Consider the following 24,987-nt stretch of genomic DNA (forward strand, 5'->3'; position numbering starts at 1 on the left):
ACGCGGGTCACTCGACCTGCTTGTCCTCGCGCTTGGCCTCGGCCATCGCTTCGGGCTCCAGTTCCTCGGCGCTGCGGTTGAGCTTGACGAACACGCCCCAGGCGATCAGCAGCAACGCCGCGCACAGCCCGACCGCGGTGGCGTAGGGCAGCTTGGCCGGATCGTCGTGCATCAGTTCGAAGATCGACACCAGCGTCTCGATCGCCAGCGCGATGACGATGACCACGAAGAACCGCGACAGGTAGCGGCGCACGCGCGTGGGGCCGCTGACCTTGACGTCGCGCTGCACCTCTTCCTCGAAGATGGTCTGGCCCAGTTCCAGCGTCACCAGCGCCACCGTCAGCAGCCCGATCGCCTCCAGCACCACGTTGAAGCGGTCGCGCACCACCAGGTCGCCGCCGGGGGTGAGTCCGTGCCACAACTCCAGTACCGCCATCGCCACCAGGCCGGTGGCGCACAGCAGGAACAGCAGGATGATCACGATGTGGCCGCCGCGGAATATCTTTTCCATGAACTTCATGGGCTGTGGGCCGTGGTGAGGTCGCCGAGCATAGGCGGGCCGGGCGTAAGCGGCGCGCGAAGATGGTCGGGGCGGGGATGGGGGGTATGGGCGCGTTGGCAGGGGCGTGCAGGAGGGTCTGGCTGGCATTGGGCCATTGGCGCGGACCTCGCCCGGCGGTGGCAGGTGCGCCGCTTCGTTCGTCGCGACTGAAGTCGCTCCTGCAGGGTTGGATGCGCTTTTTCGGCGCGCGTTGTTTTACGACGAGTAGGCAACTGCGGATGCCAGGCATGCAGCAGGTCGCGGCCCTGCTGCCCGGTGCACTGTAGTAGGAGGGGCTTCCGCCCCGACGGCGCCCGGCGCCAGGGCACCCGTCCACGTCGGTTCATCGCGAATGGCCCAAGCCATCGGCGTTGCGCAGGACGCCGCGGATCGCCGCAGCGCATCTCCGGCGTTGGTCGCCACCCGCGCTGCCTTGCCGGCGTCGAGCGCCACGCCGCTGGCGGCTGCGTCAGCGCTCCGCCAGCCCGGCCTGGTAGGCCTGCAGGTGGCAGTACGCGGCCAGCAGCCAGGGTGCGGCGTGGCCGGCGGCGCGGGCGCGCGCCAGCATGTCGCCGACGATGTGCTGCGCTTCCACCTGCTGCCCGGCTTCCAGGTCGCGCAGCATCGAGGCCTTGGTCGGCGAGCCGGGCTGGGTCAGCAGCTGCAGCGCATTGGCCTGGGCCGTGTCGGGGATCGGCTCGCCCGCCGCGGCCGCCACCGCCAGGCACTCGGCGTACAGTCCGCGCATCAGCGCATCGCCGTCGTCGCCGGCGACGATGCGGCCGACCGGTGCGCGCATCAGGCAGGTGCCGGCGGCCAGCGCGGTCAGGAAGGTGTACTTGATCCATTGCTCCTGCGCGATCCGCGGCGTGGCGACGTGGTCGATGCCGGCCGACGCGCAGGCGGTGGCGAGCGCACGCACGCGTGCGCTGTCCGTGCCGCGCCCGTCGCGTTCGCCGAAGGTCAGCGAGGCCGGCTTGCCCAGGTGCTGGACCGCGCCGTCCGCGGCCAGCGTGGCGCTGATGAAGCACAGCCCGCCGAGCACGTTGCCGGCACCGAAGCGCGCGTCCAGCACCGGGTAGTGGCGCAGCCCGTTGAGGATCGGCAGCAGCGTGGTGGCCGCGCCCATCGCCGGCGCCACCGCGTCCAGCGCACTGTCCAGGTCGTAGGCCTTGCAGCTGAGCATCACGAGATCGAACGGCTGCGCGGCGGCCGCGGCCGGCAGCGTATCGGCGGTCAGCGTGGCCACGGCCACGTCGGCATCGCCGCGCGGACTGCGGATGCGCAAGCCGTCGCGCTGCAGGCGCTCGGCCCGCGCTGGACGGACCAGGAAGGTGACGTCGACGCCGGCCTGGGCCAGGCGTCCGCCGAAGTAGCCGCCGGTCGCGCCGGCGCCAAGGATCAGGATGCGCATCTGTAGGGCCTTCTGGTAGTGGGAATCCGCCGGCGGGTCGCGCTAGTCCTTGGCGTCCTGCTTGGACAAGGGGCCGATCAGGGTTTCGATCCCGGCGCGCACCTCGGCGCACTGCTCGCGGTAGTGCGCCTGGCGCTGCGCCAGGTCCTGGGCGTCGTCGCCCTGCGCGTCGAGGGTGGCCATCAGCTGGCGGAAATCGTCGAAGCCGGCGCGCATCGCAGCGTCGTGCGCGGCCGCATCGAAGGCCACGTTCGCGGCCAGCGCGCGCTCGCGCGCGGCCTGCTGCAGGGCGCCGGCGAGACGGGACATCTCGGCCGGCGGCAGATCGCAGTAACGCGCCTGCGCCAACTGCGTGCCGTCGGCCTCGCCCAGCCGGTACAGCGTCTCGGCGCTCGGCGCGGCGGCCGGATCCTGGCCGGCGGCGGGTGCGGCAGCCGGCACCGCGGCGGCGCCGCACAGCAGCGACAGCGACAGCGGCCCGATGGCGCGGCGCATGCTCAACTGCGCAATCCCACTCCGCGCTTGAGCAGCCACAGCGCCAGCGCGCTGAGTACCGCGACGAAGCCCAGCATCAGCGCGTAGGCCACCCACACCGGCACGTCGCTGCTGCCGAGCAGGCCGTAGCGGAACGCGTTGACCATGTAGAAGATAGGGTTGGCGTGGGTGGCGGCCTCGGCCCAGCCGGGCAGCAGCTTCACCGAATAGAACACGCCGCCCAGGTAGGTCAGCGGGGTCAGGATGAAGGTCGGCACGATCGCCACGTCGTCGAACTTCTTCGCGTACACGGCGTTGATGAAGCCGGCCAGCGAGAAGATGGTGGCGCCCAGCAGCACCGTGGTCAGCGTCACCAGCGGGTGCGGGATGCGCACCGGGGTGAAGAACATGGCGATGATCAGCACGATCACGCCGACCATCAGCCCGCGCAGCACCGCGCCGGCGACGTAGCCCCACAGGATCACCCAGTTCGGCATCGGGCTGACCAGCAGCTCCTCGACGTGGCGGCCGAACTTGGCGCCGAAGAATGAGGAGCTGATGTTGCCGTAGCTGTTCTGGATCACGCTCATCATCACCAGGCCGGGAACGATGAACTGCATGTAGCTGTAGCCGCCCATGTCGCCCACGCGCGAGCCGATCAGGCCGCCGAAGATCAGGAAGTACAGGGTCATGGTGATCGCCGGCGGCACCAGGGTCTGGCCCCAGATGCGCAGGATGCGCTTGACCTCGCGGCGCACGACGGTGCCCAGCGCGACCCAGTTGCGCCGGGTCGGCGTGGCCGCGGGGAGAAGCGGTTGCGGAGTGCTTGTGGTGTTCATCGTCGTCCAGCGGAAGAGGGGATCAGGCGGCGGGGGATGGCTTCGGCGGATCTGCGGCCGCCGGGCCTGCGGGGCTCGCGGACGCAGGCTGGTCCCCCCGGTTGTCGCCGGTGAGGCGCACGAACAGTTCCTCCAGGCGGTTGCTCTTGGTGCGCATCGAGCGCACGCGGATGCCGGCGCTGCCGAGCGCGGCGAACACGCGGTTGAGGTCCATCGCCCGCGGCATGTCCAGGTCCAGCGTGTGCGCGTCCTGCGCCAGCAAGGTGGTGCCCTCGATCGCCGGCAGCTGCGCCGGCAGTTCGCCGTCGATGTCCAGCAGGAAGCCTTCGACGTCGAGCTTGGCCAGCAGTTCGCGCATCGGTCCCTGCTCGACGATGCGGCCGCGGTCGATGATCGCCAGGTTGCGGCACAGGCTCTCGGCTTCCTCCAGGTAGTGCGTGGTCAGGATGATGGTGGTGCCGGCGGCGTTGATCTCGCGCAGCACGCGCCACATGTCGCGGCGGATCTCGATGTCCACGCCGGCGGTGGGCTCGTCCAGGATCAGCAGGCGCGGCTGGGTCATCATCGCGCGGGCGATCATCAGCCGCCGCTTCATGCCGCCGGACAGGGTGCGGCTCATCACCTGCGCCTTGTCCCACAGGTGGGCGCGCTTGAGTTCCACTTCGGCCAGGCGCTCGGCCTCGGCCCGCGGCATGCCGTAGAAGCCGGCGTAGTTGACCAGGATGTCGAAGGGCTTCTCGAACAGGTTGAAGTTGATCTCCTGCGGGACCAGGCCGAGCAGGCGCATCGCCGCGCTGCGCTGGGTGGCCAGGTCGGTGCCGAATACCTCGACCTGGCCGGCGCTGAGGTTCACCAGCGAGCTGATGATGCCGATCAGGGTGGACTTGCCGGCGCCGTTGGGGCCGAGCAGGGCGAAGAAGTCGCCGGGCAGCACGTCCAGCGACACGCCGTGCAGCGCCTGCACGCCGTTGTCGTAGGTCTTGCGCAGCTCGCGCACGCGCAATGCGGGGGCGTTCGGGAGCGGGGTCGGGGACGGGGAAGTCAAAGCCAGAGCCTTTTGCGCCTTGTTGACGGCGCCGGAGAAATGCAGCCGCTATTATAGGAGACCTCGCGGGCCCGGCCCCGGCTACAGACTGTTGCATCCTTCGTGCCTGCCCAATATCCGCTCAAACTGGTCGACCGCCACATGCTGGCCCCGGCCGTGGGCCATTACCGCTTCGTCCGCGACGACGGCCAGCCGTTGCCGTTCGTCCCCGGCCAGTTCATCCAGGTGCATTTCCACTACGCCGACGGCACCGCGGCCAAGCGCAGCTATTCGCTGGCCACCCGCCACGACCCGGCGCAGCCGGCCGATGCGACGGTCGAGATCGCGGTCAGCTTCGTCGCCGGCGGCGCGGCCACGGCGCTGTTCGAAGGCCTGGAGATCGGCGGGCAGGTCTGCGCCAGCGGCCCGTACGGCCGTTTCTGCCTGAACCACGGCGACAGCAACCGCCGCTACCTGCTGATCGCCACCGGCACCGGCGTCACTCCCTACCGGTCGATGCTGCCGCTGCTGGAAGCGGCGATGGCCGAGCGCGGCGTGGAAGTGGTGCTGCTGCTGGGCGCGCGCGCGCCGGCCGAGCTGCTGTACGGCGACGAGTTCCGCGCCTTCGCCGACGCGCATCCGCGCTTCCGCTTCGTGCCGTGTTTCTCGCGCGAACTGCCCGCTGCACCGCATGCGGACGTGCGCCACGGCTACGTGCAGCAGTTCCTCGGCGAGTTCGCGCCGCAGGCCGACGGCGATATCGCCTATCTGTGCGGCAATCCGAACATGGTCGACGCCTGCTTCGATGCGCTGAAAGAGGCGGGTCTGCCGGTGCAGCACATCCGCCGCGAGAAGTACGTCAGCAGCAAGTAGCGCCTGCGCGCCGTCGCTCGCCATGCGCCGGCGCCTGGTGGCTCGCTTCCTGCCCGCGCCGGACATCGCTCCGGGCGCTGCAGTGTTTGCTCGGCAGGGGACGCGCGCCTCGGCTACGCGGCCGAGGTCAGGCGTTGCCGGGTGTCCTTGATGTCCTTGCCCGGCGGCATGCCGAACATGCGGCCGTATTCGCGCGTGAACTGTGGAACGCTTTCGTAATCCACCGCCGAGGCCGCCCGGCCGATCGTCGCGCCTTCCGCCAACAACAGACGCCTGGCCTCGATCAGGCGCAGCTGCTTCTGGAACTGCAGCGGGGTCAGCGAGGTGATCGCGCGGAAGTGCACATGGAACGTCGACAGGCTCATTCCCGCCGCGTCCGCCAGCTGCTCCATGCGCAACGGCCTGGCGAAGTCCGAGCGGATCCTGGCCACCGCGCGGCCCACCCGCCGGGCATGGCTGTCGGTGACGCCCAGCGCGCGCATCGCGCCGCCGTGTCGCCCCGACAGCAGCTAGTAGTGCAGCTCGCGCAGCAACTGCGGGCCCAGCACGGGGACCGACGCGGGGCGGTCCAGCAGGCGGATGAGCCTGTCCGCGGTGTCGGCGACTTCCGCCTCGGTCGGATCGACGCGTACCGGCGACCCCATCGCGAAAGGGGTCGTGCCCATCTCGGCCACCAGCGATGCGATCGTGGCCGGATCCAGCTCCACCACGCAGGCGTAGTAGGGCGCGGCGAGCGAGGCACGGGTGATCTGGCTGACCGTGGGCACTTCCGCGGTGACCAGCAGGGACTCGCCGGCACCGAAGTCGTAGCTGCTACTGCCCATCGTGACCTGCTTCCTGCCCTGCAGCACCAGCGCCACCAGCGGCCTGCAGATGGCGTAGTGCAATGGCGTCGGCCGGGTCTCGCGCAGGATCGCAAGCCCGGGCAAGGGCGTGCGCGCGACCCCGGCCTCGTCGACGTTCGCATCGGCGTAGCGACGCGCGGTTTCCAACAGATTCGCAGGCATAAGCAGACCCTAGCGCGTGGCCGCAGCGGGCACAATCGAGTTGGATGATTGGGCAAGAAATCCGGAAGAAAAGGCAGGGGTGCGCTGAGTTTTGCGGTGATGAAATGAGGGGTTCTTGAGGTTCGTTGGTGCGAATTCGGGACGAATAGGCAAGAAATGGGCGGGATCGGGAAACTGCGCGAGGGCGTTCCGTCCGATCGTCTCTCCACCCCGCAACATCCACCCTGCTGGAGATCCCCATGACGTCGATCACCCTCATCACCGGTGCCAACCGCGGCCTCGGCCGCAATACCGCCATCAGCATCGCCCGCCGTGGCGGCGATGTCGTTCTGACCTACCGCAACGGCGCCGACCAGGCCAAGGCCGTCGTCGCCGAAATCGAAGCGATGGGCCGCAAGGCGGTGGCGCTGCCACTGGACGTAAGCGACGTGGCGTCCTTCGGCGCCTTCGCCGACGCGGTGCGCAGCGCCTTGTCCGGCACCTGGTCCCGGACCGGCTTCGACCACCTGCTCAACAATGCCGGCCATGGCGAGATGGCCATGCTCGCAGAGACGACGAAGCCCAGTTCGATGCGCTGTTCGACACCCACGTCAAAGGCGTGTACTTCCTGACCCAGGCGCTGCTGCCGCTGATCGCCGATGGCGGTCGCATCGTGAATTTCTCCTCCGGCCTGACCCGCGTGTCGATGCCGGGCTTCTCTGCCTACGCGGCCGCCAAGGGCGCCGTCGAGATCCTGTCGGTCTACATGGCCAAGGAATTCGGTGGCCGCGGCATCGCGGTGAACACCGTGGCCCCGGGCGCGATCGAAACCGACTTCCTGGGCGGCGCCGTGCGCGACCTGCCCGATCTGAACAAGCAGTTCGCCGACATGACCGCCCTGGGGCGCGTGGGCGTGCCCGACGACATCGGCCCGATGGTCGCCAGCCTGCTCGGCCCGGACAACCGCTGGGTCAACGCGCAGCGGATCGAGGTGTCCGGTGGCCAGGCCATCTGACCTGCGGGTCGACCTCGCGGGCGGCAACCAGCCACGTCGTGGCAGCGGCGCAGCTGGTGGCGGGCGAACGAACCGCTGGTGCGCCAGGGATGGTTCGTTGCGCGCAGCTCGCTACGGCGCCGTCGCCGTGCCGAAGACCTGGACGTGCTGCCTTAGTCCGGAACGCCTACGGCGGAGAGCATTCCCAGAACCTCATCGTAGTTGCCGTTTGCCTCGGCATGGCGAAGAAACTTCGCGCGTTCCACGATGATCTCCTTGGGGGTGGTTTCTGCATGCAGAAGCGCCAGAGCCTCATCGAGGAATTCGTCCAAGGGCATGGCGTGCTCGTCGTTGCCCTGGCCGAACAGCTTGGTGCGCACGCCGGGAGGCGCCAGTTCGACGACTTGCACCTTGGTACCGGCCAATTGAACGCGCAGGCTCTCGGTAAACGAGTGCACGGCCGCTTTGGTGGCGCTGTACGTGATGGCAGCCGGGAACGGAACGAACGCCAGTGCGGAACTGACGTTGATGATGACGCTGTCGTTGTTCCTGGCAAGTTGCGGCAAGAACGCATAGGTCATGCGGATGGTGCCGAGCAGGTTGATGGCGATCGCCTCTTCGGCGGCCTTCAGGGATTCCGGCTTGAAGACGTTCTCGCTCGGCATGATGCCGGCATTGTTGATGACCACATTCAGGTCGGGATAGCGTTCGGCCGCCAGGCGGCTCGCTTCGACGACGGCAGCCGCGTCTGCAATGTCGAGTTCGATGGCCTCAATGCCCGGATGCTCGGCGGTAATCTGATCCAGCAGTTCCTTCTTGCGCCCTGAGACGATGACGGTGTTGCCGGCCTGCTGGAGCCGCAGCGCCAGCCCAAGTCCGATGCCGGAGGTAGAGCCGGTAATGAGAATCGTATTGCCGTTGTTCTTCACGGATATCTCCTGAGTGGGGAAAGAGGTAGAATTAAAGCGGACAGTAGTCCGTTTCGTGGACGGTAACGGACAGTTGTCCGTTTGTCAACGAATATGTCGAAAGGAAAAAGTGTGGAGAAGCCGAAGCGGTCTGATGCATTGCAGAACCGGGAGCGCATTTTGTCCGTGGCGCTCGCGGAATTGGTTCGTTCAGCCGATGTCCCACTGAGCACGATTGCCAAGAAGGCGGGCGTGGGGCAGGCCACCTTCTACCGGCATTTCCCGACCCGAGAGGCACTGGTGATAGAGGTCTATCGCCACGAAATGCTGCAGGTCACAGGGTTCGCCGAGCACTTACTGAAGACGCTCCCCCCTGAGCGGGCACTGCGCGAGTGGATGAACCGCTTGGCGGAGTACGCCATCACCAAAGCAGGCCTGGCTGGCGCATTTCGGGAAGTTGCCAACGCGAAGGAGTGCGCAGGTAACGAGGGCTATGCTCCGGTGATCGCTGCCGCGCAGATGCTGCTCGATGCGAACGAGAAGGCTGGAACGATCCGGCCGGGGATCACCGCGGACAAATTCTTCCTGGCCATCGCGGGTATCTGGCAAATCGACGTTACCGAGGACTGGCAGCCACGCCTGACCTGGCTCATGGATACGGTCATGGAGGGCTTGTGCGCGGGCGCTCCCGGACGGGCGGCAGCCGGGTAACGGGCTCGCCTTCTTTCGGCAGGGAAAGGGCCGTGTTCATCACGCTGTCTCTGCTAGTTCTTCAGCTTGCCTTGCTTGAGCTGTTCCCACAGTTCCTCGGCTTGCTGAGATAAAAGCCCGGTGTGCCGGATGAGACAGATGTCCACGCTGATATCCCAGTCCGTGCGCCCGGGCGCCGCATGGACAAGCCGTCCCTTCTCGACATCATCGTCCACCAGCGTGCGCGGCAGCCAGGCGACCCCTGCCCCGGAGCGGCACATGGCCAGCAACGTCGCTGCGAGGTCGGACGTCAGTGCAGGTGCCAAGCGGGCTTCCACTTCCTTGAACTTTGGATGCCCCGACACGATGCGCCCCAAGCCGGAGTCTGCGCTGTAAGACAAGAGTGGAAGATCACCACTGGAGGTGAGCGACCAAAGTGGGCGCCCGTCGCCGTCTTCGCCAGGCGCACTGAATGGTTGCAGCACATCGCTGCCTACGACGACCCGTTCGAACTGTTCCGAATCCAGTCCTGGACGCATACCGGGATGGTGGTGACAGAGCAGGAACTGCGCTGCGCCTTGCAGCATCAGTTTTTCGCATGCCCTGAGCGTGTCGGAGATCAGCTGAAACGCTCCGATCCCGCTGTTCGATTCTATTCGCCTGACAAAGGACGGGAAGAAGGTGAAGGACAGAACGTGCGTTGCAAGAAATGCCAACGCAGGCTTGTGCAGTCCAGCCACCGTTAAAGCCTCTTGTCGAGCCGCATAAATCGCCGTCGCCAGTCCCGATGCCTTGCGGATGAAGGCCTCCCCGGCCGGGGTCATCAGCACTTCTTTGCGCGAACGGACAAACAAAGGCGTGCCCAACCATTCTTCGAGGGCATGAATGCGTCTGCTGAAAGCAGGCTGGGTGACAAAGCGACGTTCCGCTGCGCGCGAGAAATTCAGTGTCTCAGCCAACGCCAAGCAGTCTTCGAGCCAGGTCAGTTCCATGATGCCGATTGTGCATCAAGCGTAGAAAAAAGGCATTGGCAGCACTTGGGGAATGGCCATTACTCTTTGACGCGGGCTTGCAGCGCCACGACAAACAGGTGCAGCGACTTCGGCAGACCCATAACGCAATCGAACCCGAAAAAGGTGGAATGTCCAATGCGCATCACCGATGTTGTCGAAATTACCAAGCCGATCTCCTCGCCAATCCGCAACGCCTACATCGACTTCTCCAAAATGACCGCGAGTCTCGTGGCGGTGGTCACCGATCAGGTCCGCGACGGTCGCCGGGTCGTTGGCTACGGCTTCAATTCCAATGGGCGCTACGGACAAGGCGGTTTGATCCGCGAGCGCTTCCGCGATCGCATTCTGGAGGCCGAGAGCGACTCGCTGTGCAACGACGCTGGCGACAACCTGGACCCTTCTAGGATTTGGAAGGCAATGATGTCCAACGAGAAACCCGGTGGCCATGGTGAGCGTTCAGTGGCGGTAGGCACGCTTGACATGGCGATCTGGGACGCCACCGCCAAGATCGCCGGCATGCCACTGTTTCGCTACCTTGCCCAGATGAAGGGCAGGGAAGCCAACCCCCGGGTATTCGTCTATGCAGCCGGCGGCTACTACTACCCAGGCAAGGACAACAGCGCTCTGCGCAAGGAGATGCGCGGCTATCTCGAGCGCGGCTACAACGTGGTCAAAATGAAAATCGGTGGCGCCTCCCTGGACGAGGATCGCGGGCGGATCGAGTCGGTGCTGGAAGAGATTGGCAGCGAGGCACGTTTGGCGGTAGATGCCAATGGTCGCTTTGACTTGGAGACTGGCATTGCCTACGCCAAGATGCTGCGCGAATACCCCTTGTTCTGGTATGAAGAGGTAGGCGATCCGCTCGACTACGCGCTGCAGGCCAGCCTGAGCGAATTTTATCCTGGGCCAATGGCGACCGGCGAGAACCTGTTTTCGCACCAGGACGCACGCAATCTGCTTCGCTATGGCGGCATGCGTCCGGATCGCGATTACCTGCAGTTCGATTGTGCGCTGTCTTATGGCTTGGTCGAATATCTCCGCACGCTTGAAGTCCTAGCGCAGTTCGGTTGGTCTCCCGCACGCTGCATCCCGCATGGCGGACATCAGATGTCGCTCAACATCGCGGCAGGATTGGGCTTGGGCGGCAATGAAAGTTATCCGGACTTGTTCCAGCCCTATGGTGGGTTCCCGGATGGGGTGAAAGTTCAGGACGGCCATATTCTGATGCCCGAGTTGCCGGGCATTGGTTTCGAGGGCAAGTCCGACCTCATCGAAGTGATGCGCGGGCTTGCTGAGTAGAGGTCGGGCCAATGGCGACAGCGGCGCCTTCTCGCTGCGGGCATGGGCTGGTGCAGGCGCGGGTCCAATCATCCAAAAAGGGAAGCTCATTCGTATTCTACGGACGTAGCTTCGTCCTGCGCGATCATCTGTGTGTTCCCGCACAATAGGAGATCGATCCGCACGTCACGCGACACCTTCAATCAACGATCATCCAGAGGAGATCAACATGAAGATCGGCATTATCGGCGCGGGAAACATCGGCGCTACGCTTGCACGAAAGCTGGCAGCGGCCGGACATGCAGTGAAGCTTGCCGGTTCGAAGGGACCTGACGACGTCCGCGAGAAGGCCAGGGAGGTCGGCGCGGTCCCGGTTGCCGCGCAGGATGCGGTCATGGACGTCGACGCGATCGTTCTTTCGATCCCGTTCGCGAAGATCCCCGAGGTCGCCGGTGTCTTTGCCGAGGTGCCGGCCGGCGTGGTGGTGATCGATACCTCCAACTATTACCCGATGCGCGACGGGAACGTCGCGGAGGTCGACGGCGGCAAGCCGGAAAGCGTCTGGTCGAGCGAACAGCTGGGCCGGCCAGTGGTGAAAGCGTTCAACGCGGTCCTCGCGCAGACGCTCGCCGAAGGTGGCGCGGCGGCCGGTACGGCCAATCGAATCGCGATCCCGGTCGCAGGCGACGATGCGCATGCCAAGGCGATCGCGTGCGAGCTGGTGAACGAAACCGGTTTCGATGCGCTGGATGCCGGCGATCTTGCGAATTCATGGCGCCAGCAACCGGGCACGCCCGCCTATTGCACGGAACTGACGCTGCCTGATCTTCAGGATGCGCTGTCGGCGGCCGACAAGGCGCGCGCACCCGGCGATCGCGAGGCTCTGATCAAGAGCTTCATGGCGGAGAAGTCCGCCCTCAGTCACGAGCAGACCGTCGCGCGCAATCGTGAAGTCACCGCTCCACGTTGAGCTGACAGGGCCCGATCGAAAATAGCGGGTACGCCTCCCGTCGGACCGATCCTTCCGCGATCGGGGATAGACATCAACATCGAAATTCCTGGCCCCGGCCACATCGGAAAACCCCGCCCTCGAACTGGGCGCGGCCGGCCGCAAGAGAAAAGGCGCGAACTCGCTTGGACCGGACGCGATAGACGCCGAAGCGCTACCCAGCAGAGCCCGCGCGGTCCCACACCGCTGCCTGTAAAGGACGCTTGACATAGCTCCCGGTCACGCGCATCCTCCTGTAAAGCGTGCTTGACAGGGGGATGTATGCGGAACGTCGTGGTGGCATTTGATCGGTACCGGCCGCGGTCGGCCGGCGCTGTGGTCGGGGTCCGGTCGTGAACCGCTGCAAGCGCAGCGCGATCGTGGTGCTGAGCGTCAGCGTGGCGATGCTCGCGGCCACGTCGTGGTTGCGGCTGTTGCGCGGCGACGATTACCTTCGCGGGCTTTGGTTCGGCCTGTGCATCGGCGGCGTGTTCCTGGCGCTGGTGCTGTGGTCGTCGTCGGGCAGCATGCGCGACAGCGCGCCGCCGGCGCTGGCGCGTCGCTACTACCGCGAGTTCGGCCCGCCGATGCTGGTCTACGTCGTGGTGATGCTGTGCTGGAAGCGCCTGCTCACCAGCGTGGATGCCGGTTGGGCACGGGTGCTGATCGCGCTGCTGCCGGCGCTGCTGGTGGCGCTGGTGATCCGCGCGGTGGCGCGCTTCGTGCGCGATTCCGACGAGATGCAACGGCGCATCGAACTGGAGTCCATCGCCATCGCCGCCGCACTGGTCAGCGGCGGCTACATGACCGCCGGATTCCTGCAGGCGGCCGGCATGATCGCGTTGCCGGCGTCGGCGGCGATGCTGTGGGTGTTCCCCATGCTGTGCGTGACCTACGGCATCGCCAAGGGCGTGAATGCGCGCCGCTACCAATGAACAGCCGCATCCGCGAACTGCGCGAGGCGCGCGGCTGGTCGCAAGGCGAGCTGGGCGAGCAGTTGGGCGTGTCGCGGCAGACCATCAATGCGCTGGAAACCGGCAAGTACGATCCGAGCCTGCCGTTGGCGTTCCGCATCGCGCGGCTGTTCGCGCACAGCATCGAGCAGGTGTTCCTGTTCGACGACGCCGAGTAGCGGCTTGCAGCCATCGTCTGCCCTGCCATCGGTCACCTACGCCGCCATGCTCCGGCATGGCATCCTGCACCCCATGAATTCAAGGACGCGAACCATGCCACACCCATGCAGACCGCTCGCCGTCGTCGCGGCGACCCTGCTGCTCGCCGCCTGCCAGGCCGCGCAGGCACCCACGGCGCAGAGCGCGGGACGCAGCTACGGCGCGTTGCGTTTCCATCCGTGCACGCTGACCAGCCCGGTCGCGGCCAGCAACGTCGAAGCGCAATGCACGCGCATGCCGGTGCCGGAGAATCCGGCGGCGCCCGGCGGGCGCAAGATCGAACTCAACATCGCCTGGCTGCCGGTCAGCGGCCAGGGCAGCAGCGAGCCGGACCCGGTGTTCTTCCTCGCCGGCGGACCGGGCCAGGCGGCGACGGAGGTGGCCAGCATCGTCGACCTGGCCCTGCGCGACACCCGCAAGCGCCGCGACGTGTTCCTGATCGACCAGCGCGGTACCGGCCAGTCCAACCCGCTGAGCTGCCTGGGCGCGGACGGCAAGGAGATGCAGCTGGCCGATCCGGCGCGCGCGCCCACCGCGGCGGAACTGGCCGACTATGCCAAGCAATGCGCGCAGTCGCTGCAGGGCCGCGCCGATCCGCGCTACTACACCACCACCCAGGCCATCGCCGACCTGGACGCGGTGCGCGCCGCGCTCGGCGCGGACAAGCTCAACCTGATCGGCGGCTCCTACGGCACCCGCGTGGCCCAGCAGTACGCGGCGCGTTACGCCGCGCACACCCGCAGCGTGGTGATCGATGGCGTGGCGCCGAACGACCTGGTGGTCGGCGGCGAATTCGCCACCACCTTCGAGGATGCGATCACGTTGCAGTCCGAGCAGTGCAAGGCCACTCCGGCCTGCGCCAAGCGCTTCCCCACCGATACCCGCGCGCAGTTGCGCACGGTGGTGGAACGCTTGCGGCAAGCGCCGGTGGAGGTGGACTACCGCGACCCGGCCAGCGGCGAGAGCAAGCACGACCGGGTCACCGCCGACACCGTCACCAGCCTGGCGTTCTCGTTCTCGTACGTGCCGCAGACCGCCTCGCTGCTGCCGCTGGTGCTGGACGAGGCCGCGCACGAACGCTACGCCCCGCTGATGTCGCTGGCGCAGATGATGGGCAAGCAAATGGACGGGCAGATGAACCGCGGCATGCAATGGTCGGTGATCTGCGCCGAGGATGCGGACCGCTACCGCGCGCCTGCCGCCGGCGGCGACACCTTGCTCGGCCCGGAGGTGGCGCAGATGTTCTTCGCCGCCTGTCCGTCGTGGCCGACCGGCACGCGCCCGGCCGGTTTCACCGCGCCGTTCAAGTCCACGCTGCCGGTGCTGCTGACCTCCGGCGAGCTGGATCCGGTGACCCCGCCGCGCTACGCCGCGCGCGTGCTGCAGGGCCTGCCCAACGGCCGCCACCTGGTGGTGCGCGGGCAGGGCCACGGCACCATGACCCTGGGCTGCATGCCGAAACTGCTCGGCCAGTTCTTCGAGAACGCCGACGCCAAGCGCCTCGACGCCACCTGCCTGGACGCGATGAGCGGCGTGCCGGCCTTCACTTCATTCAACGGATGGGAACCATGAGCCGCGCAGCGTTTCGCAGGGAGGACCGCGCATGATCGTCGCCGACAATCTGCACAAGGCGTTCAAGACCAAGGCCGGCACCGTGCAGGCGGTGCAAGGGGTCAGCTTCGAAGCCGCCGACGGCCAGATCACCGGCCTGCTCGGTCCCAACGGCGCCGGCAAGACCACCACCTTGCGCATGCTGTACACGCTGATGACGCCCGACCAGGGCCAGGTGCGCGTGGACGGCATCGACGTCGGCCAGGATCCGCTGGCGGTGCGCCGCGCGCTGGGCGTGCTGCCCGACGCGCGCGGCGTGTACAAGCGCCTGACCGCGCGCGAGAACATCGCCTACTTCGGCGAACTGCACGGCTTGTCGGCGGCGCGCATCGCCGAGCGCACGCGGCTGCTGGCGGCGGCGCTGGACATGGACGACATCCTCGACCGCCAGACCGAGGGCTTCAGCCAGGGCCAGCGCACCAAGACCGCGATCGCGCGCGCGCTGGTCCACGATCCGCGCAACGTGATCCTCGACGAACCCACCAACGGCCTGGACGTGATGACCACCCGCGCGATGCGCGGCTTCCTGCGCGGGCTGCGCGAAGAGGGACGCTGCGTGATCTTCTCCAGCCACATCATGCAGGAGGTGGCGGCGCTGTGCGATCGCATCGTCATCGTCGCCAAAGGCACGGTGGTGGCCGCCGGCACCGCCGACGAACTGCGCGCCCTCACCGGCGAGGACAACCTGGAAGACGCCTTCGTCAAGGCGATCGGCAGCGACGAGGGATTGCACGCATGAGCCTGTTCCGAACCGTGTTCACCGTGATGCGCAAGGAACTGCGCGATCTCTCCCGCGACCGCCGCACCCTGGCGCTGGCGCTGCTGCTCGGCCCGCTGCTGTATCCGGCGCTGATCCTGGGCATGGGCGCGCTGGCCGAGAGCCGGGTCAGGACCCAGATCGACAAGCCGCTGGACATTCCGGTGATCGGCCGCGAGCGCGCGCCGAACCTGGTCGCCTTCCTCGCCGCTCAAGGCCTGAACGCGGTGGACCCGCCCAAGGACCTGACCGCGGCGATCCGCAACCAGGACATCGACCTGGCGCTGCGCATCGGCGACGACTACGCGCAGGACTGGCGCGAGGGCCGGCCGGCGCTGGTCGAGATCGTCAAGGACAGCACCCGCCGCGATGCCGACATCCCGGCCACGCGGGTGCAGGCGGCGCTGAGCATGTATAACCAACAGGTCGGCGCCCTGCGGCTGCTGGCGCGCGGCATCGACGCGCAGGTGGCGCGGCCGCTGGACGTCGCCACCCAGGACCTGGCCACCGCCGAGGCCAAGCGCGGCGCGCTGCTGTCGATCCTGCTGCCGGTGCTGCTGACCATCACCTCGTTCATCGGCGGCGCCTACCTGATCCTCGACGCCACCGCCGGCGAACGCGAGCGGCAATCGCTGGAACCGCTGCTGGCCACGCCGGCCTCGCGCGGGGCCATCGTCAGCGGCAAGATCGCCGCCGCCTGCGTGGTCGGGCTGGCCTCGCTGCTGCTGACCCTGCTCGCGTTCAAGCTCAGCGCGCAGTTCGCCAGCGGCATCGGCCGCCAGCTCAACGTCGGCTTCGTGGCGATGCTGCAGATGCTGTTCGTGCTGGTGCCGATGCTGTTCATCGGCACCTCGCTGCTGACCGTGCTGGCCGCGGCGGCCAAGAGCATGAAGGAAGCGCAGAGCCACATGACCTGGCTGATGCTGCTGCCGATGCTGCCCGGCTATGCGCTGATGGTGTATCCGCTGAAGACCACGCTGTGGCAGTTCGCGGTGCCGTTCCTGGCGCAGAACCAGATGCTGCTGAAGATCATCCGCCGCGAACCGATCGACCTGCAGATCTGGGCGGTGTACCTGGCCGCCGGCTTCGGGCTGGCCGCGGTGCTGTGGCTGGCCGCGGTGCGTCGTTACCGGCAGGAGCGCCTGGCGATCTCGGGGTGACGCAAGCGCAGGGCGCGCGGACCGGTGTTGGCCTTGGGCCGCCGCGCCGCCGCTCTTGATCGCAGGCGCGTCACCGGCCTGCCGCCGCCGCTCACCGGTGCGACGGCGCAGGCCGTTCTTCGCGCGCCGTTCCATGCGTCATGCACTTATGGAAACGTATGCTCTCCGATTCGCCACCTCGCCACGCTCCTTCGTCCGGTTCCGTCGCAGCGTTCGGCGCACGCCAGATCGACCTGGGCGAACGCCGCTTTCTGCGCGCCGGGCGGCTGCGCTGGCTCAGGGCGGTCGCCTGGGCCTTCGTGCTGTTCGTGCTGGTCGCCGCCTCGTCCGCGTGGACGGCGAAGCTGCTGGGCGCCTGGTCCAGGACTTCCGGCCTGGCGCAGTTCGCTCCCTACCTGGCGTCGGTCGCGGTCGCCTTGGGGGTCTATGTGCTGGCCGTTCGGCTGTGCGAAGACCGTTGGCCTTCCGAACTCGCGATGCGGCCGTTGCTGCCGCAGATGGTGGCCGGCCTGCTGCTGGGGGCGGCGATGTTCGCCACGGTCATGGCCATCATGGCCGCGTGCGGCCTCTACGAGATCCGGTTCGCTGGCCCGGCGCCGGCCTGGGTCGCGGTCGGCAAAGCGGTGCAGGCGGGCGTCGTCGAGGAACTGATGCTGCGCGCCATCCTGCTGCGCCTGTTGTGGCGGGCCTTCGGTCCGTGGGTGGCGTTCGCGGCCTCGGCCGCGCTGTTCGGCTTCGCCCACATCGGCAATCCGAACGCGACCGTGTTCGCGGCGATGTGCATCGCCTTGGAGGCCGGCATCATGCTCGGCGCCTTCTATGTCCTCACCGGGCGCATCTGGATGTCGATCGGCGTGCATGCCGCCTGGAATTTCACCCAGGGCTATCTGTTCGGCGCGGCCGTCTCCGGCACCGCGATGGGCCCCGCGATCGCGCACAGCACCGCACGCGCCGGTGTCCCGGACTGGCTGACCGGCGGCGCGTTCGGTCCGGAAGCCTCGTTGCCCGGGCTCGTGGTGTGCATGGCGGTCGGCCTGGCGGCGACGAGGCGCGCCTGGCGCGCGGGACGCTTCTCCGGCGACCGCTGACGTTCCGAGCGCGCGGCACCCGGATCGCGCGGGGGAGGGCCGATCGGTCAGGCGCGGCCAGCGCCGCGTGCTGCGTCCGAGGCGCCGCGCTAGCCGCCCGCCTGGCCGCCCGGCTGGCGTGGCGCCGGGGTGGCCAGCGGCAGCGCCTCGGCGAGCAAGGCCTGCAGCACGCGGCCGGGCTCCTCCACCATCGGCAGGTGCGCCGAGTGCTCGAACCAGACCGCCTTCTTGCGCGGCGCCTGCAACCGCTCCAGCCAGCGGGCGGTCAGGGCCGAGGGCGTGGTGTAGTCCTGCCGGCCCAGCAGCATGATCACCGGCACGCGCAGCGTGTGCAGCGAGGCGAAGCTGACGTCGGCCAGTTGCGGGAACAGCGTGGCGATGGTGAACGCGCTGCCGTGGTCCCATGCCTGGATGTCGGCCGGCGTGTATTCGGGCGACAGGCGCGGCGCGCGGAAATAGAAATTCGCATCCTCGCGTCCCGCCGCCAGTCCGCCGTAGTGGATCGACCATTTGCGTTGCGTGGTCATCTTGTCGATGTCGAACGCGCCATTGCCCGGGTATGGCTGCAACGCCTCCAGTTCGGCCACCGCCGTGGCGTTGCGGTCGCGGCGCGCCTGCTCCAGCACCCAGTCGTAACCGGCGCGCTCGCTGGCGCGAAAGTCGATCACCTGGCCCATGCCGATGTAGGCGTACAGCAGGTCCGGCCGTTGCGCGGCCACCTCCAGCCCGACGATCGACCCCCAGCTGTGGCCGAGCACGAACACCTTCGACTTGCCGTAGCGCCGCCGCAACTGTTCGATCAGCGCGATCGCGTCGTCGCGGTAGCGCGCCGGCGTCAGGGTCGGCGCCAGGGTCTTGGGATCGTTGAGCGGGAACGAGCGCCCGGCGCCGCGCTGGTCCCACTGCACGACGGTGAAAAAATCCTCCCACGGCCGCTGGAACGACCACGCCACCGGCATCTCGACCGCGCCCGGCCCGCCGTGGATGAACAGCAGCAACGGATTGGCGCGGTCGGCGCCGCGCACGTTGACCACCTGGCGGGTGCCGCCGAGCTCGACCTCGAAGGTTTCCTGCACGCCATCCGGGGTCACGATCCTGCCGATGTCGGCCACGATCGCGCGTGCCGGCGCGTAGGGGTCTTCCGGTGGCGGCGGGTTGCCGGCACGGGCGGCGGTGGCGACGCCAAGCAGGCACAGGGACAACAGGACGCGCAGGTTCATGACGGTCTCCGGTGGCGACGGCTGGGCCGATCCTAGAAGGCGGCGGCGGGCCTGTCATCGGCCACTGGGCCTGGTGACCGACGGCAGAGGCGAGCGCGCGCCCACAAAAAAAGCCCGGATCGCTCCGGGCTTTGCTGGCGGCGCGTTCCGACCCTCAGCCGCCGGGATTGAACGCCAAGGTCCGCCGCGTCGTCACCGGCGCGCTGACCGGTTCGAAGCGCCAGCGCTTGGTCGCGTTCAGCGCCTCGCGGTCGAACACGCGCGGCGGCGTGGCGCGCAGCACGCGGGCGTTGGTGACCGAGCCGTCGGTGCCGACGGTGATCTCCACCAGCACTTCGCCGGCGGTGCCCGAACGCAGGGCTTCCGGCGGGTAGCGCGGCGCCGGCGTGCTGATCGCGCGCAGCGATTGCGTGCCGGCTGCGGCCGTGGCGGCCGGCGACGCGGCGGCAGGTTGCGCGGCCGGCGCTGCGGCGGGAGCCGCCGCGGGGGCCGGCGCCGGCGCGCTGCGCGCCGCGGCGGCCTGGCGTTCGGCGTCCTGGCGCGCGGTCTCGCGGCGCGCGGCTTCCTGCTGCGCGGCGATCTGCTGCGCGGCCTGCGCCTCGCTGGCCTGCTGCTGCGCCTGCTTCTGCTGTTCGGCCAGCAGCTTGGCCTTCTGCTCGGCCTCCTTCTTGACCTTGTCGGTCTCTTCCTGGCTGCGCTGCGCCACGGCCTGGATGCCGTTGCTCACGCCCAGCTTCAGCCGCGGCAACGCCGGCGCCTGGCTGTCCATCTTCTCGATCAGCGCGACCAGCCGCTGCGCTTCCGGGAAGTCCTCGCGGTTGATGCTCTGCTCGGCGGCGATCAGCGTGTACGGCATCAGGTCGGTCAGCGCGCTCTTCACCGCGGCGTCGTCCGGCTGCTTGTCGCGCAGCGCCAGGTAGTACTCGACCGCGTTGTTGCCGGCCGGGGCGTACATGCGGTTCTCGCGCAGCGCCTGGCTGGCCGATGCGTGCAGCTGCTCGGTACCCATCGACTGCACCTTGGCCGAGACCGCCGGCGCAGCCGGTGCGGTCGCCGCCGGTGCCGCTGCCGGCGCGGCGGCCGGAGGGGCGTCTTCCTGCTTGGAACATGCCGCCAGCGCGGCCAGCAGCAACACCGGCGCCACGCGGCGCGCCTTTGCGAATGTCGTTACATGCAACATGCTTCCCCCTAGTCCCCGGTGATGGCAATGAATACGCAGCGTGGGTGCTCCGCGCGGCCGGACCGGCTCCCCCCGTCCCTGCCAGCGCACCCATCCTTCAATCTAGCATCCACGTCCGCCGCGTGCTTGACGGGTCCCTGCGGCGGCCGGACCGGCGCGGCGTCAGTGCGCCGATTTGGCCGGCGCGGACATCAACCGGTCGGTCCAGGCGATGCCGATCGCCGACAGGATGAAGATGCCATGGATGATGGTCTGCCACAGCACCCCGGTCGCGGTCAGCGTGGCGCAGGTCTTCAGGCCCACGGTGGCGGTGGTGGCGCTGGCCAGCTGCTCCGGCGAGCACATCGGCATGCCGTCGAGCGCGCCGACCGCGATGAAGGTCTTGAGCAGGTGGATCGAGGAGATGCCGATGATCGACAGCGCCAGCTTCACCTTCAGCACGCTGGCGTTGACGTGGCTCAGCCACTCCGGCTGGTCCGGGTGGCCCTCCAGGCCCAGCCGCGAGACGAAGGTCTCGTAGCCGCCGACGATCACCATCACCAGCAGGTTGGAGATCATCACCACGTCGATCAGGCCGAGCACGATCAGCATGATCTGCTGCTCGCCCAGGCTCGGCGCCTCGTGGATCAGGTGCCACAGCTCCTTGCCGAACAGGAACACGTACACGCCCTGGGCGACGATCAGGCCCAGGTACAGCGGCAGCTGCAGCCAGCGCGAGGCGAAGATCAGGCTGGACAGCGGATTGAGGCGGGGCTGCGGGCGCGGAGGGCTCATGGCGTGGTGTCGATGCTGCGTTGCAGGAAGGGCGCAGGGTACCGGCCCGCCGGGATGCTGCCAAGCGCGGGGCGCGGCTACACTGGGCGCCCCGTTTCCCGGACCGTCGCCATGATCGATCTGTACTACTGGCCCACGCCCAATGGCCACAAGGTCACCCTGCTGCTCGAGGAAGCCGGGCTGGACTACGCCGTCAAGCCGGTCAACATCGGCGCCGGCGAGCAGTTCGCCCCGGAATTCCTGGCGATCTCGCCGAACAACAAGATGCCGGCGATCGTCGACCATGCGCCGGCCGACGGCGGCGCGCCGCAGAGCGTGTTCGAGTCCGGCGCGATCCTGCTGTACCTGGCCGAGAAGACCGGCCGCTTCCTGCCGGCCGATCCGCGCGGGCGCGTGCTCGCGCTGGAGTGGCTGTTCTGGCAGATGGCCGGGCTCGGCCCGATGACCGGGCAGATGGGCCATTTCAACGTCTATGCGCCGGAAAAGATCGGCTATGCGATCGATCGCTACGGCAACGAGGTGCGGCGCCTGCACGGGGTGCTCGACAAGCGCCTGGCGCACAGCGAATACCTCGCCGGCGCCGAGTACGGCATCGCCGACATGGCCAGCTATCCGTGGATCGAGGTGTACAACGGCCTGACGCCCGACTACGCCGCGTTCCCGCACCTCAAGCGCTGGCACGACGCGATCGCCGCGCGCCCGGCCACGCAGCGCGCCTACGCGCTGAAGGAGCGGGTCAATCCGAACGCCGGCAAGCCGCTCAGCGACGCCGAACGCAAGCACCTGTTCGGCCAGCGCTGAGCCGGTCCGCACCACGCTCCTCAACCCCGGGCGCGCACGCATCGCCGCTGCGCCCGGCGCTCCGCCAGGAACCTTCATGCGCTCTCTGTTCGCCGCCCTCGCCCTCATGCTCGCCACCCCCCTCGTTCCCGCCCACGCCGAGAAACTGACCCTGGAGGCCATCACCGGCAGCAAGCCGTTGTCCGGCCCCACCTTGATGAAGCCCAAGGTCGCACCCGACGGTTCGCGGGTGACCTTCCTGCGCGGCAAGGACAGCGACCGCAACCAGCTGGACCTGTGGGAATACGACATCGCCAGCGGCCAGACCCGGCTGCTGGTGGATTCGAAGGTGGTGCTGCCCGGCACCGAGACGCTGAGCGACGAGGAGAAGGCGCGGCGCGAGCGCCAGCGCATTTCCGCCTACGCGGGCATCGTCGACTACCAGTGGTCGCCGGATGCGCGCGCCTTGCTGTTCCCGCTCGGCGGCGAGCTGTACCTGTACGACCTGCGCAAGAGCGGCCAGGCCGCGGTGCGCAAGCTGACCAACGGCGAGGGCTTCGCCACCGACCCGAAGATCTCGCCCAAGGGCGGCTACGTCAGCTTCGTGCGTGCGCGCAACCTGTGGGTGATCGACCTGGCCAGCGGCCAGCAGCACCAGCTGACGCGCGACGGCAGCGACACGATCGGCAACGGCGTGGCCGAGTTCGTCGCCGACGAGGAAATGGACCGCCACACCGGCTACTGGTGGGCGCCGGACGATTCGGCGATCGCCTTCGCGCGCATCGACGAATCCGGCGTGCCGGTGCAGAAGCGCCCGGAGGTCTACGCCGACCACACCGAGGTGATCGACCAGCGCTATCCGCAGGCCGGGCAGCCCAACGTCCGGATCCAGCTGGGCACCCTCGCGCCGCGCGCCGGCGCGCAGCCGCAGTGGATCGACCTGGGAAAGAATCCGGACATCTACCTGGCGCGGGTGGACTGGCGCGATGCGCAGCGGCTGACCTTCCAGCGCCAGTCGCGCGACCAGAAGCGGCTCGAGCTGGTCGAGGCGACCCTGGCCAGCGGCGCGCAGCGCGTGCTGGTCACCGAGACCAGCAAGACCTGGGTGCCGCTCCACAACGACCTGCATTTCCTCAAGGACGGCCGCTTCGTCTGGGGCTCGGAGCGCAGCGGCTACGCGCACCTGTACCTGGCCTCGGAAGACGGCCGCAAGCTGGTCCCGCTGACCCACGGCGACTGGATCGTCGACGAACTGCTGGCGGTGGACGAGAGTGCCGGCAGAGTCTATTTCTCCGCGACCAAGGAGTCGCCGACCCAGACCCACGTCTACGCGGTGCCGCTGTCCGGCGGCGCGATCGAGAAGCTGTCCAAACCCAACGGCACGCACGCGGCCAGCTTCGCCAGGAACGCCAGCGTCTACGTCGACAGCTGGTCCAACACCGCCACGCCGCCGCAGATCGAGCTGTTCCGCGCCAACGGCGAAAAGATCGCCACGCTGCTGGTCAACGACCTGGCCGACCCGCAGCACCCCTACGCGAAATACCGCGACGCGCAGCGCCCGGTCGAATTCGGCAGCCTGACCGCGGCCGACGGCAAGACGCCACTGCACTACCGGCTGACCAAGCCGGCCGGTTTCGACCCGGCCAAGCGCTATCCGGTGGTGGTCTACGTCTACGGCGGCCCGGCCGCGCAGACCGTGCTCGACGGCTGGCCCAGCCGCGGCGACGCGCTGTTCGACCAGTACCTGGCCCAGCACGGCTACGTCGTGTTCTCGGTCGACAACCGCGGCACCCCGCGCCGCGGCCGCGACTTCGGCGGCGCGCTATACCAGCGCCAGGGCACGGTGGAGGTGGACGACCAGCTGCGCGGCGTCGCCTGGCTGAAGGCGCAATCGTGGGTGGATGGCGCGCGCATCGGCGTGTACGGCTGGTCCAACGGTGGCTACATGACCCTGATGCTGCTGGCCAAGCACAGCGAGGCCTATGCCTGCGGCGTCGCCGGCGCGCCGGTGACCGACTGGGGCCTGTACGACAGCCACTACACCGAGCGCTACATGAACCTGCCCGCGGCCAATCCGGACGGCTACCGCGACGGCCGCGTGGCCGCGCACCTGGATGGCCTGACCTCGCCGCTGCTGCTGATCCACGGCATGGCCGACGACAACGTGCTGTTCACCAACTCCACCTCGCTGATGAGCGAGCTGCAGAAACGCGGCAAGCTGTTCGAGCTGATGACCTATCCCGGGGCCAAGCACGGCCTGTCCGGCAGCACCGCGCTGCACCGCTACCGCACCACCGAAGCGTTCCTGGCACGTTGCTTGAAGCCCTGATCGCACGCCGCGCACCGCCTCTATCCGAAAAGGAGTTCCCTGCATGTCCACGCCTCCGCCGCTTCCCGAGACGCCCGCCGCACCGCCGCAGCCGCAGCCACAGCCGCAGCCGCAGCTACCGGCCAAGCGCGGCTGGTGGTCGCGGCACTGGAAATGGATGGTGCCATTGCTGGCGTTGCTGCTCGGCGCGATGCTGCTGGCCTCGATCGCCGTGTTCGTGGTCGGCATCGCGCGCGTCACCAAATCGTCCGAGCCCTATCAGGTCGGCCTGAAGGCGGCGCAGCACGACCCGCGGGTGCTCGAGGCGCTCGGCGCGCCGGTCGAGGACGGCATCATGCCCAGCGGCAGCATTTCCACCGGCAACGGCACCGGCAGCGCCAACTTCAGCGTCTCGCTGCACGGCGCGCGCGGCAACGGCACCCTGTACATCGAGGCCGAGCGCCATGCCGGCGAATGGCACTACACCACGCTGCAGGTGCTGCCCGACGCAGGCGAGGCGATTCCGCTGCTCGACGACGCGTCGGAGCTGGACGACTCCGGCGAGACCGACGTCGAGTCCGACCCGGAAATGGATGCCGCCAGCGACGCGCCGGCCGACGCGGACCCGGCTGCGTCGGCAGAGGCCGACAGCGCGCGGTAGCAGCGTGCAGGTGGGTGGCACGCGGCGCGTGCCGCCGCCGGCGGCCAAGGGCGCCGGCCGGACCGTCGGGCGACTGCGCGATGCGCCGGCAACCATCCCGGCGCATCGCCGCGCCGCGGTAGCGCAAGCGATGCGTCGATTCGCTGCGCTGCAGTGCGCGCAGCGAGCGGGGCCGGATCGCCATGTCGCCGCGTTCGTTCATGGGTGCCGCACGCGCGGACGCGGCGCGTCCATGACCTACGGCAGGTTGCCGG

Annotated in this window: 25 protein-coding genes and 1 pseudogene; 14 read left to right on the top strand and 12 right to left on the bottom strand. The window is 68.3% G+C overall.

Annotated features, from left to right (window positions below):
- Positions 1-7: 7 nt before the first annotated feature.
- The 5 genes from OCJ37_RS01620 to OCJ37_RS01640 form a co-directional block, all read right to left on the bottom strand.
- Positions 8-520 (bottom strand): hypothetical protein, encoded by a 513-nt coding sequence (locus OCJ37_RS01620; RefSeq protein ID WP_263111947.1) that lies wholly within the window; start codon positions 518-520, stop codon positions 8-10.
- 490 nt (positions 521-1,010) lie between these two features.
- Positions 1,011-1,955 carry a 2-dehydropantoate 2-reductase gene (panE, locus tag OCJ37_RS01625; protein ID WP_263111948.1) on the bottom strand — a complete coding sequence of 315 codons (945 nt, stop codon included), beginning with the start codon at positions 1,953-1,955 and terminating at the stop codon, positions 1,011-1,013.
- Positions 1,956-1,997: 42 nt separating this feature from the next.
- Positions 1,998-2,450 (bottom strand): hypothetical protein, encoded by a 453-nt coding sequence (locus tag OCJ37_RS01630; RefSeq protein ID WP_263111949.1) that lies wholly within the window; start codon positions 2,448-2,450, stop codon positions 1,998-2,000.
- Positions 2,451-2,452: 2 nt separating this feature from the next.
- Positions 2,453-3,268, bottom strand: coding sequence for an ABC transporter permease (locus OCJ37_RS01635; RefSeq protein WP_263111950.1), 816 nt, complete (start codon positions 3,266-3,268; stop codon positions 2,453-2,455).
- A 22-nt stretch (positions 3,269-3,290) separates the two neighbouring features.
- Positions 3,291-4,313, bottom strand: a complete 1,023-nt coding sequence (locus OCJ37_RS01640; RefSeq protein ID WP_263111951.1) for an ABC transporter ATP-binding protein — start codon at positions 4,311-4,313, stop codon at positions 3,291-3,293.
- A 102-nt stretch (positions 4,314-4,415) separates the two neighbouring features.
- On the opposite strand from OCJ37_RS01640, the gene OCJ37_RS01645 reads away from it, so the two are divergent.
- Positions 4,416-5,165: an FAD-binding oxidoreductase gene (locus OCJ37_RS01645; RefSeq protein WP_263111953.1), complete on the top strand. Its 750-nt coding sequence runs from the start codon at positions 4,416-4,418 to the stop codon at positions 5,163-5,165.
- Positions 5,166-5,278: 113 nt separating this feature from the next.
- On the opposite strand, the gene OCJ37_RS01650 is transcribed toward OCJ37_RS01645, so the two are convergent.
- A complete protein-coding gene (locus tag OCJ37_RS01650; protein ID WP_263111954.1) occupies positions 5,279-5,647 on the bottom strand; it encodes a helix-turn-helix domain-containing protein in 369 nt (122 codons plus the stop codon).
- Between the two features lie 27 nt (positions 5,648-5,674).
- The gene (locus OCJ37_RS01655) at positions 5,675-6,172 is read right to left on the bottom strand and encodes an AraC family transcriptional regulator (protein WP_263111955.1); all 498 of its coding nucleotides are present in this window, start codon (positions 6,170-6,172) and stop codon (positions 5,675-5,677) included.
- 239 nt (positions 6,173-6,411) lie between these two features.
- Here OCJ37_RS01655 and OCJ37_RS01660 point away from each other — a divergent pair.
- Positions 6,412-7,166, top strand: a pseudogene (locus OCJ37_RS01660) (SDR family oxidoreductase).
- A gap of 152 nt (positions 7,167-7,318) precedes the next feature.
- Here OCJ37_RS01660 and OCJ37_RS01665 read toward each other — a convergent pair.
- A complete protein-coding gene (locus OCJ37_RS01665) occupies positions 7,319-8,074 on the bottom strand; it encodes an SDR family oxidoreductase (protein ID WP_263111956.1) in 756 nt (251 codons plus the stop codon).
- Between the two features lie 111 nt (positions 8,075-8,185).
- Here OCJ37_RS01665 and OCJ37_RS01670 point away from each other — a divergent pair, with 111 nt between their 5' ends.
- Positions 8,186-8,764, top strand: a complete 579-nt coding sequence (locus tag OCJ37_RS01670) for a TetR/AcrR family transcriptional regulator (protein ID WP_317633207.1) — start codon at positions 8,186-8,188, stop codon at positions 8,762-8,764.
- 53 nt (positions 8,765-8,817) lie between these two features.
- Here OCJ37_RS01670 and OCJ37_RS01675 read toward each other — a convergent pair whose 3' ends face one another.
- Positions 8,818-9,735, bottom strand: a complete 918-nt coding sequence (locus tag OCJ37_RS01675; protein ID WP_263111959.1) for a LysR family transcriptional regulator — start codon at positions 9,733-9,735, stop codon at positions 8,818-8,820.
- Between the two features lie 156 nt (positions 9,736-9,891).
- Between OCJ37_RS01675 and OCJ37_RS01680 the strand changes: the two genes are divergently transcribed.
- From OCJ37_RS01680 to OCJ37_RS01715, 8 genes are all read left to right on the top strand, one after another.
- A complete protein-coding gene (locus tag OCJ37_RS01680) occupies positions 9,892-11,055 on the top strand; it encodes a mandelate racemase/muconate lactonizing enzyme family protein (RefSeq protein ID WP_263111961.1) in 1,164 nt (387 codons plus the stop codon).
- A 208-nt stretch (positions 11,056-11,263) separates the two neighbouring features.
- On the top strand, positions 11,264-12,004 hold the full coding sequence (locus OCJ37_RS01685) for an NADPH-dependent F420 reductase (protein ID WP_263111962.1): 741 nt from the start codon (positions 11,264-11,266) through the stop codon (positions 12,002-12,004).
- A gap of 422 nt (positions 12,005-12,426) precedes the next feature.
- The gene (locus OCJ37_RS01690; RefSeq protein ID WP_263113546.1) at positions 12,427-12,957 is read left to right on the top strand and encodes a hypothetical protein; all 531 of its coding nucleotides are present in this window, start codon (positions 12,427-12,429) and stop codon (positions 12,955-12,957) included.
- The gene (locus tag OCJ37_RS01695) at positions 12,954-13,154 is read left to right on the top strand and encodes a type II toxin-antitoxin system RelB family anti-toxin (RefSeq protein ID WP_263111964.1); all 201 of its coding nucleotides are present in this window, start codon (positions 12,954-12,956) and stop codon (positions 13,152-13,154) included. The genes OCJ37_RS01690 and OCJ37_RS01695 overlap by 4 nt, the downstream gene beginning before the upstream one ends.
- 94 nt (positions 13,155-13,248) lie before the next feature.
- On the top strand, positions 13,249-14,766 hold the full coding sequence (locus OCJ37_RS01700; RefSeq protein ID WP_263111965.1) for an alpha/beta hydrolase: 1,518 nt from the start codon (positions 13,249-13,251) through the stop codon (positions 14,764-14,766).
- Between the two features lie 31 nt (positions 14,767-14,797).
- Positions 14,798-15,544 (top strand): ABC transporter ATP-binding protein, encoded by a 747-nt coding sequence (locus OCJ37_RS01705; protein ID WP_263111966.1) that lies wholly within the window; start codon positions 14,798-14,800, stop codon positions 15,542-15,544.
- Positions 15,532-16,722, top strand: coding sequence for an ABC transporter permease (locus OCJ37_RS01710; protein ID WP_263113547.1), 1,191 nt, complete (start codon positions 15,532-15,534; stop codon positions 16,720-16,722). The genes OCJ37_RS01705 and OCJ37_RS01710 overlap by 13 nt, the downstream gene beginning before the upstream one ends.
- Before the next feature lie 158 nt (positions 16,723-16,880).
- A complete protein-coding gene (locus tag OCJ37_RS01715; protein ID WP_263111967.1) occupies positions 16,881-17,810 on the top strand; it encodes a CPBP family intramembrane glutamic endopeptidase in 930 nt (309 codons plus the stop codon).
- Positions 17,811-17,899: 89 nt separating this feature from the next.
- Here the strand turns inward: OCJ37_RS01715 and OCJ37_RS01720 are convergent, their stop codons facing one another.
- From OCJ37_RS01720 to OCJ37_RS01730, 3 genes are all read right to left on the bottom strand, one after another.
- Positions 17,900-19,030, bottom strand: coding sequence for an alpha/beta fold hydrolase (locus tag OCJ37_RS01720; RefSeq protein ID WP_263111969.1), 1,131 nt, complete (start codon positions 19,028-19,030; stop codon positions 17,900-17,902).
- Positions 19,031-19,184: 154 nt separating this feature from the next.
- On the bottom strand, positions 19,185-20,210 hold the full coding sequence (locus tag OCJ37_RS01725) for an energy transducer TonB (protein ID WP_263111971.1): 1,026 nt from the start codon (positions 20,208-20,210) through the stop codon (positions 19,185-19,187).
- A 162-nt stretch (positions 20,211-20,372) separates the two neighbouring features.
- A complete protein-coding gene (locus tag OCJ37_RS01730; protein ID WP_263111972.1) occupies positions 20,373-20,984 on the bottom strand; it encodes a TIGR00645 family protein in 612 nt (203 codons plus the stop codon).
- Between the two features lie 111 nt (positions 20,985-21,095).
- Between OCJ37_RS01730 and OCJ37_RS01735 the strand changes: the two genes are divergently transcribed.
- From OCJ37_RS01735 to OCJ37_RS01745, 3 genes are all read left to right on the top strand, one after another.
- Positions 21,096-21,785, top strand: a complete 690-nt coding sequence (locus OCJ37_RS01735) for a glutathione binding-like protein (protein WP_263111973.1) — start codon at positions 21,096-21,098, stop codon at positions 21,783-21,785.
- 76 nt (positions 21,786-21,861) lie between these two features.
- Positions 21,862-24,093, top strand: a complete 2,232-nt coding sequence (locus OCJ37_RS01740; protein ID WP_263111974.1) for a dipeptidyl aminopeptidase 4 — start codon at positions 21,862-21,864, stop codon at positions 24,091-24,093.
- Between the two features lie 43 nt (positions 24,094-24,136).
- A complete protein-coding gene (locus OCJ37_RS01745; RefSeq protein ID WP_263111976.1) occupies positions 24,137-24,733 on the top strand; it encodes a cytochrome c oxidase assembly factor 1 family protein in 597 nt (198 codons plus the stop codon).
- Positions 24,734-24,987 lie beyond the last annotated feature (254 nt).

The organism is Xanthomonas sp. AM6, from assembly GCF_025665335.1.
In the GTDB taxonomy this organism is placed as follows: domain Bacteria; phylum Pseudomonadota; class Gammaproteobacteria; order Xanthomonadales; family Xanthomonadaceae; genus Xanthomonas_A.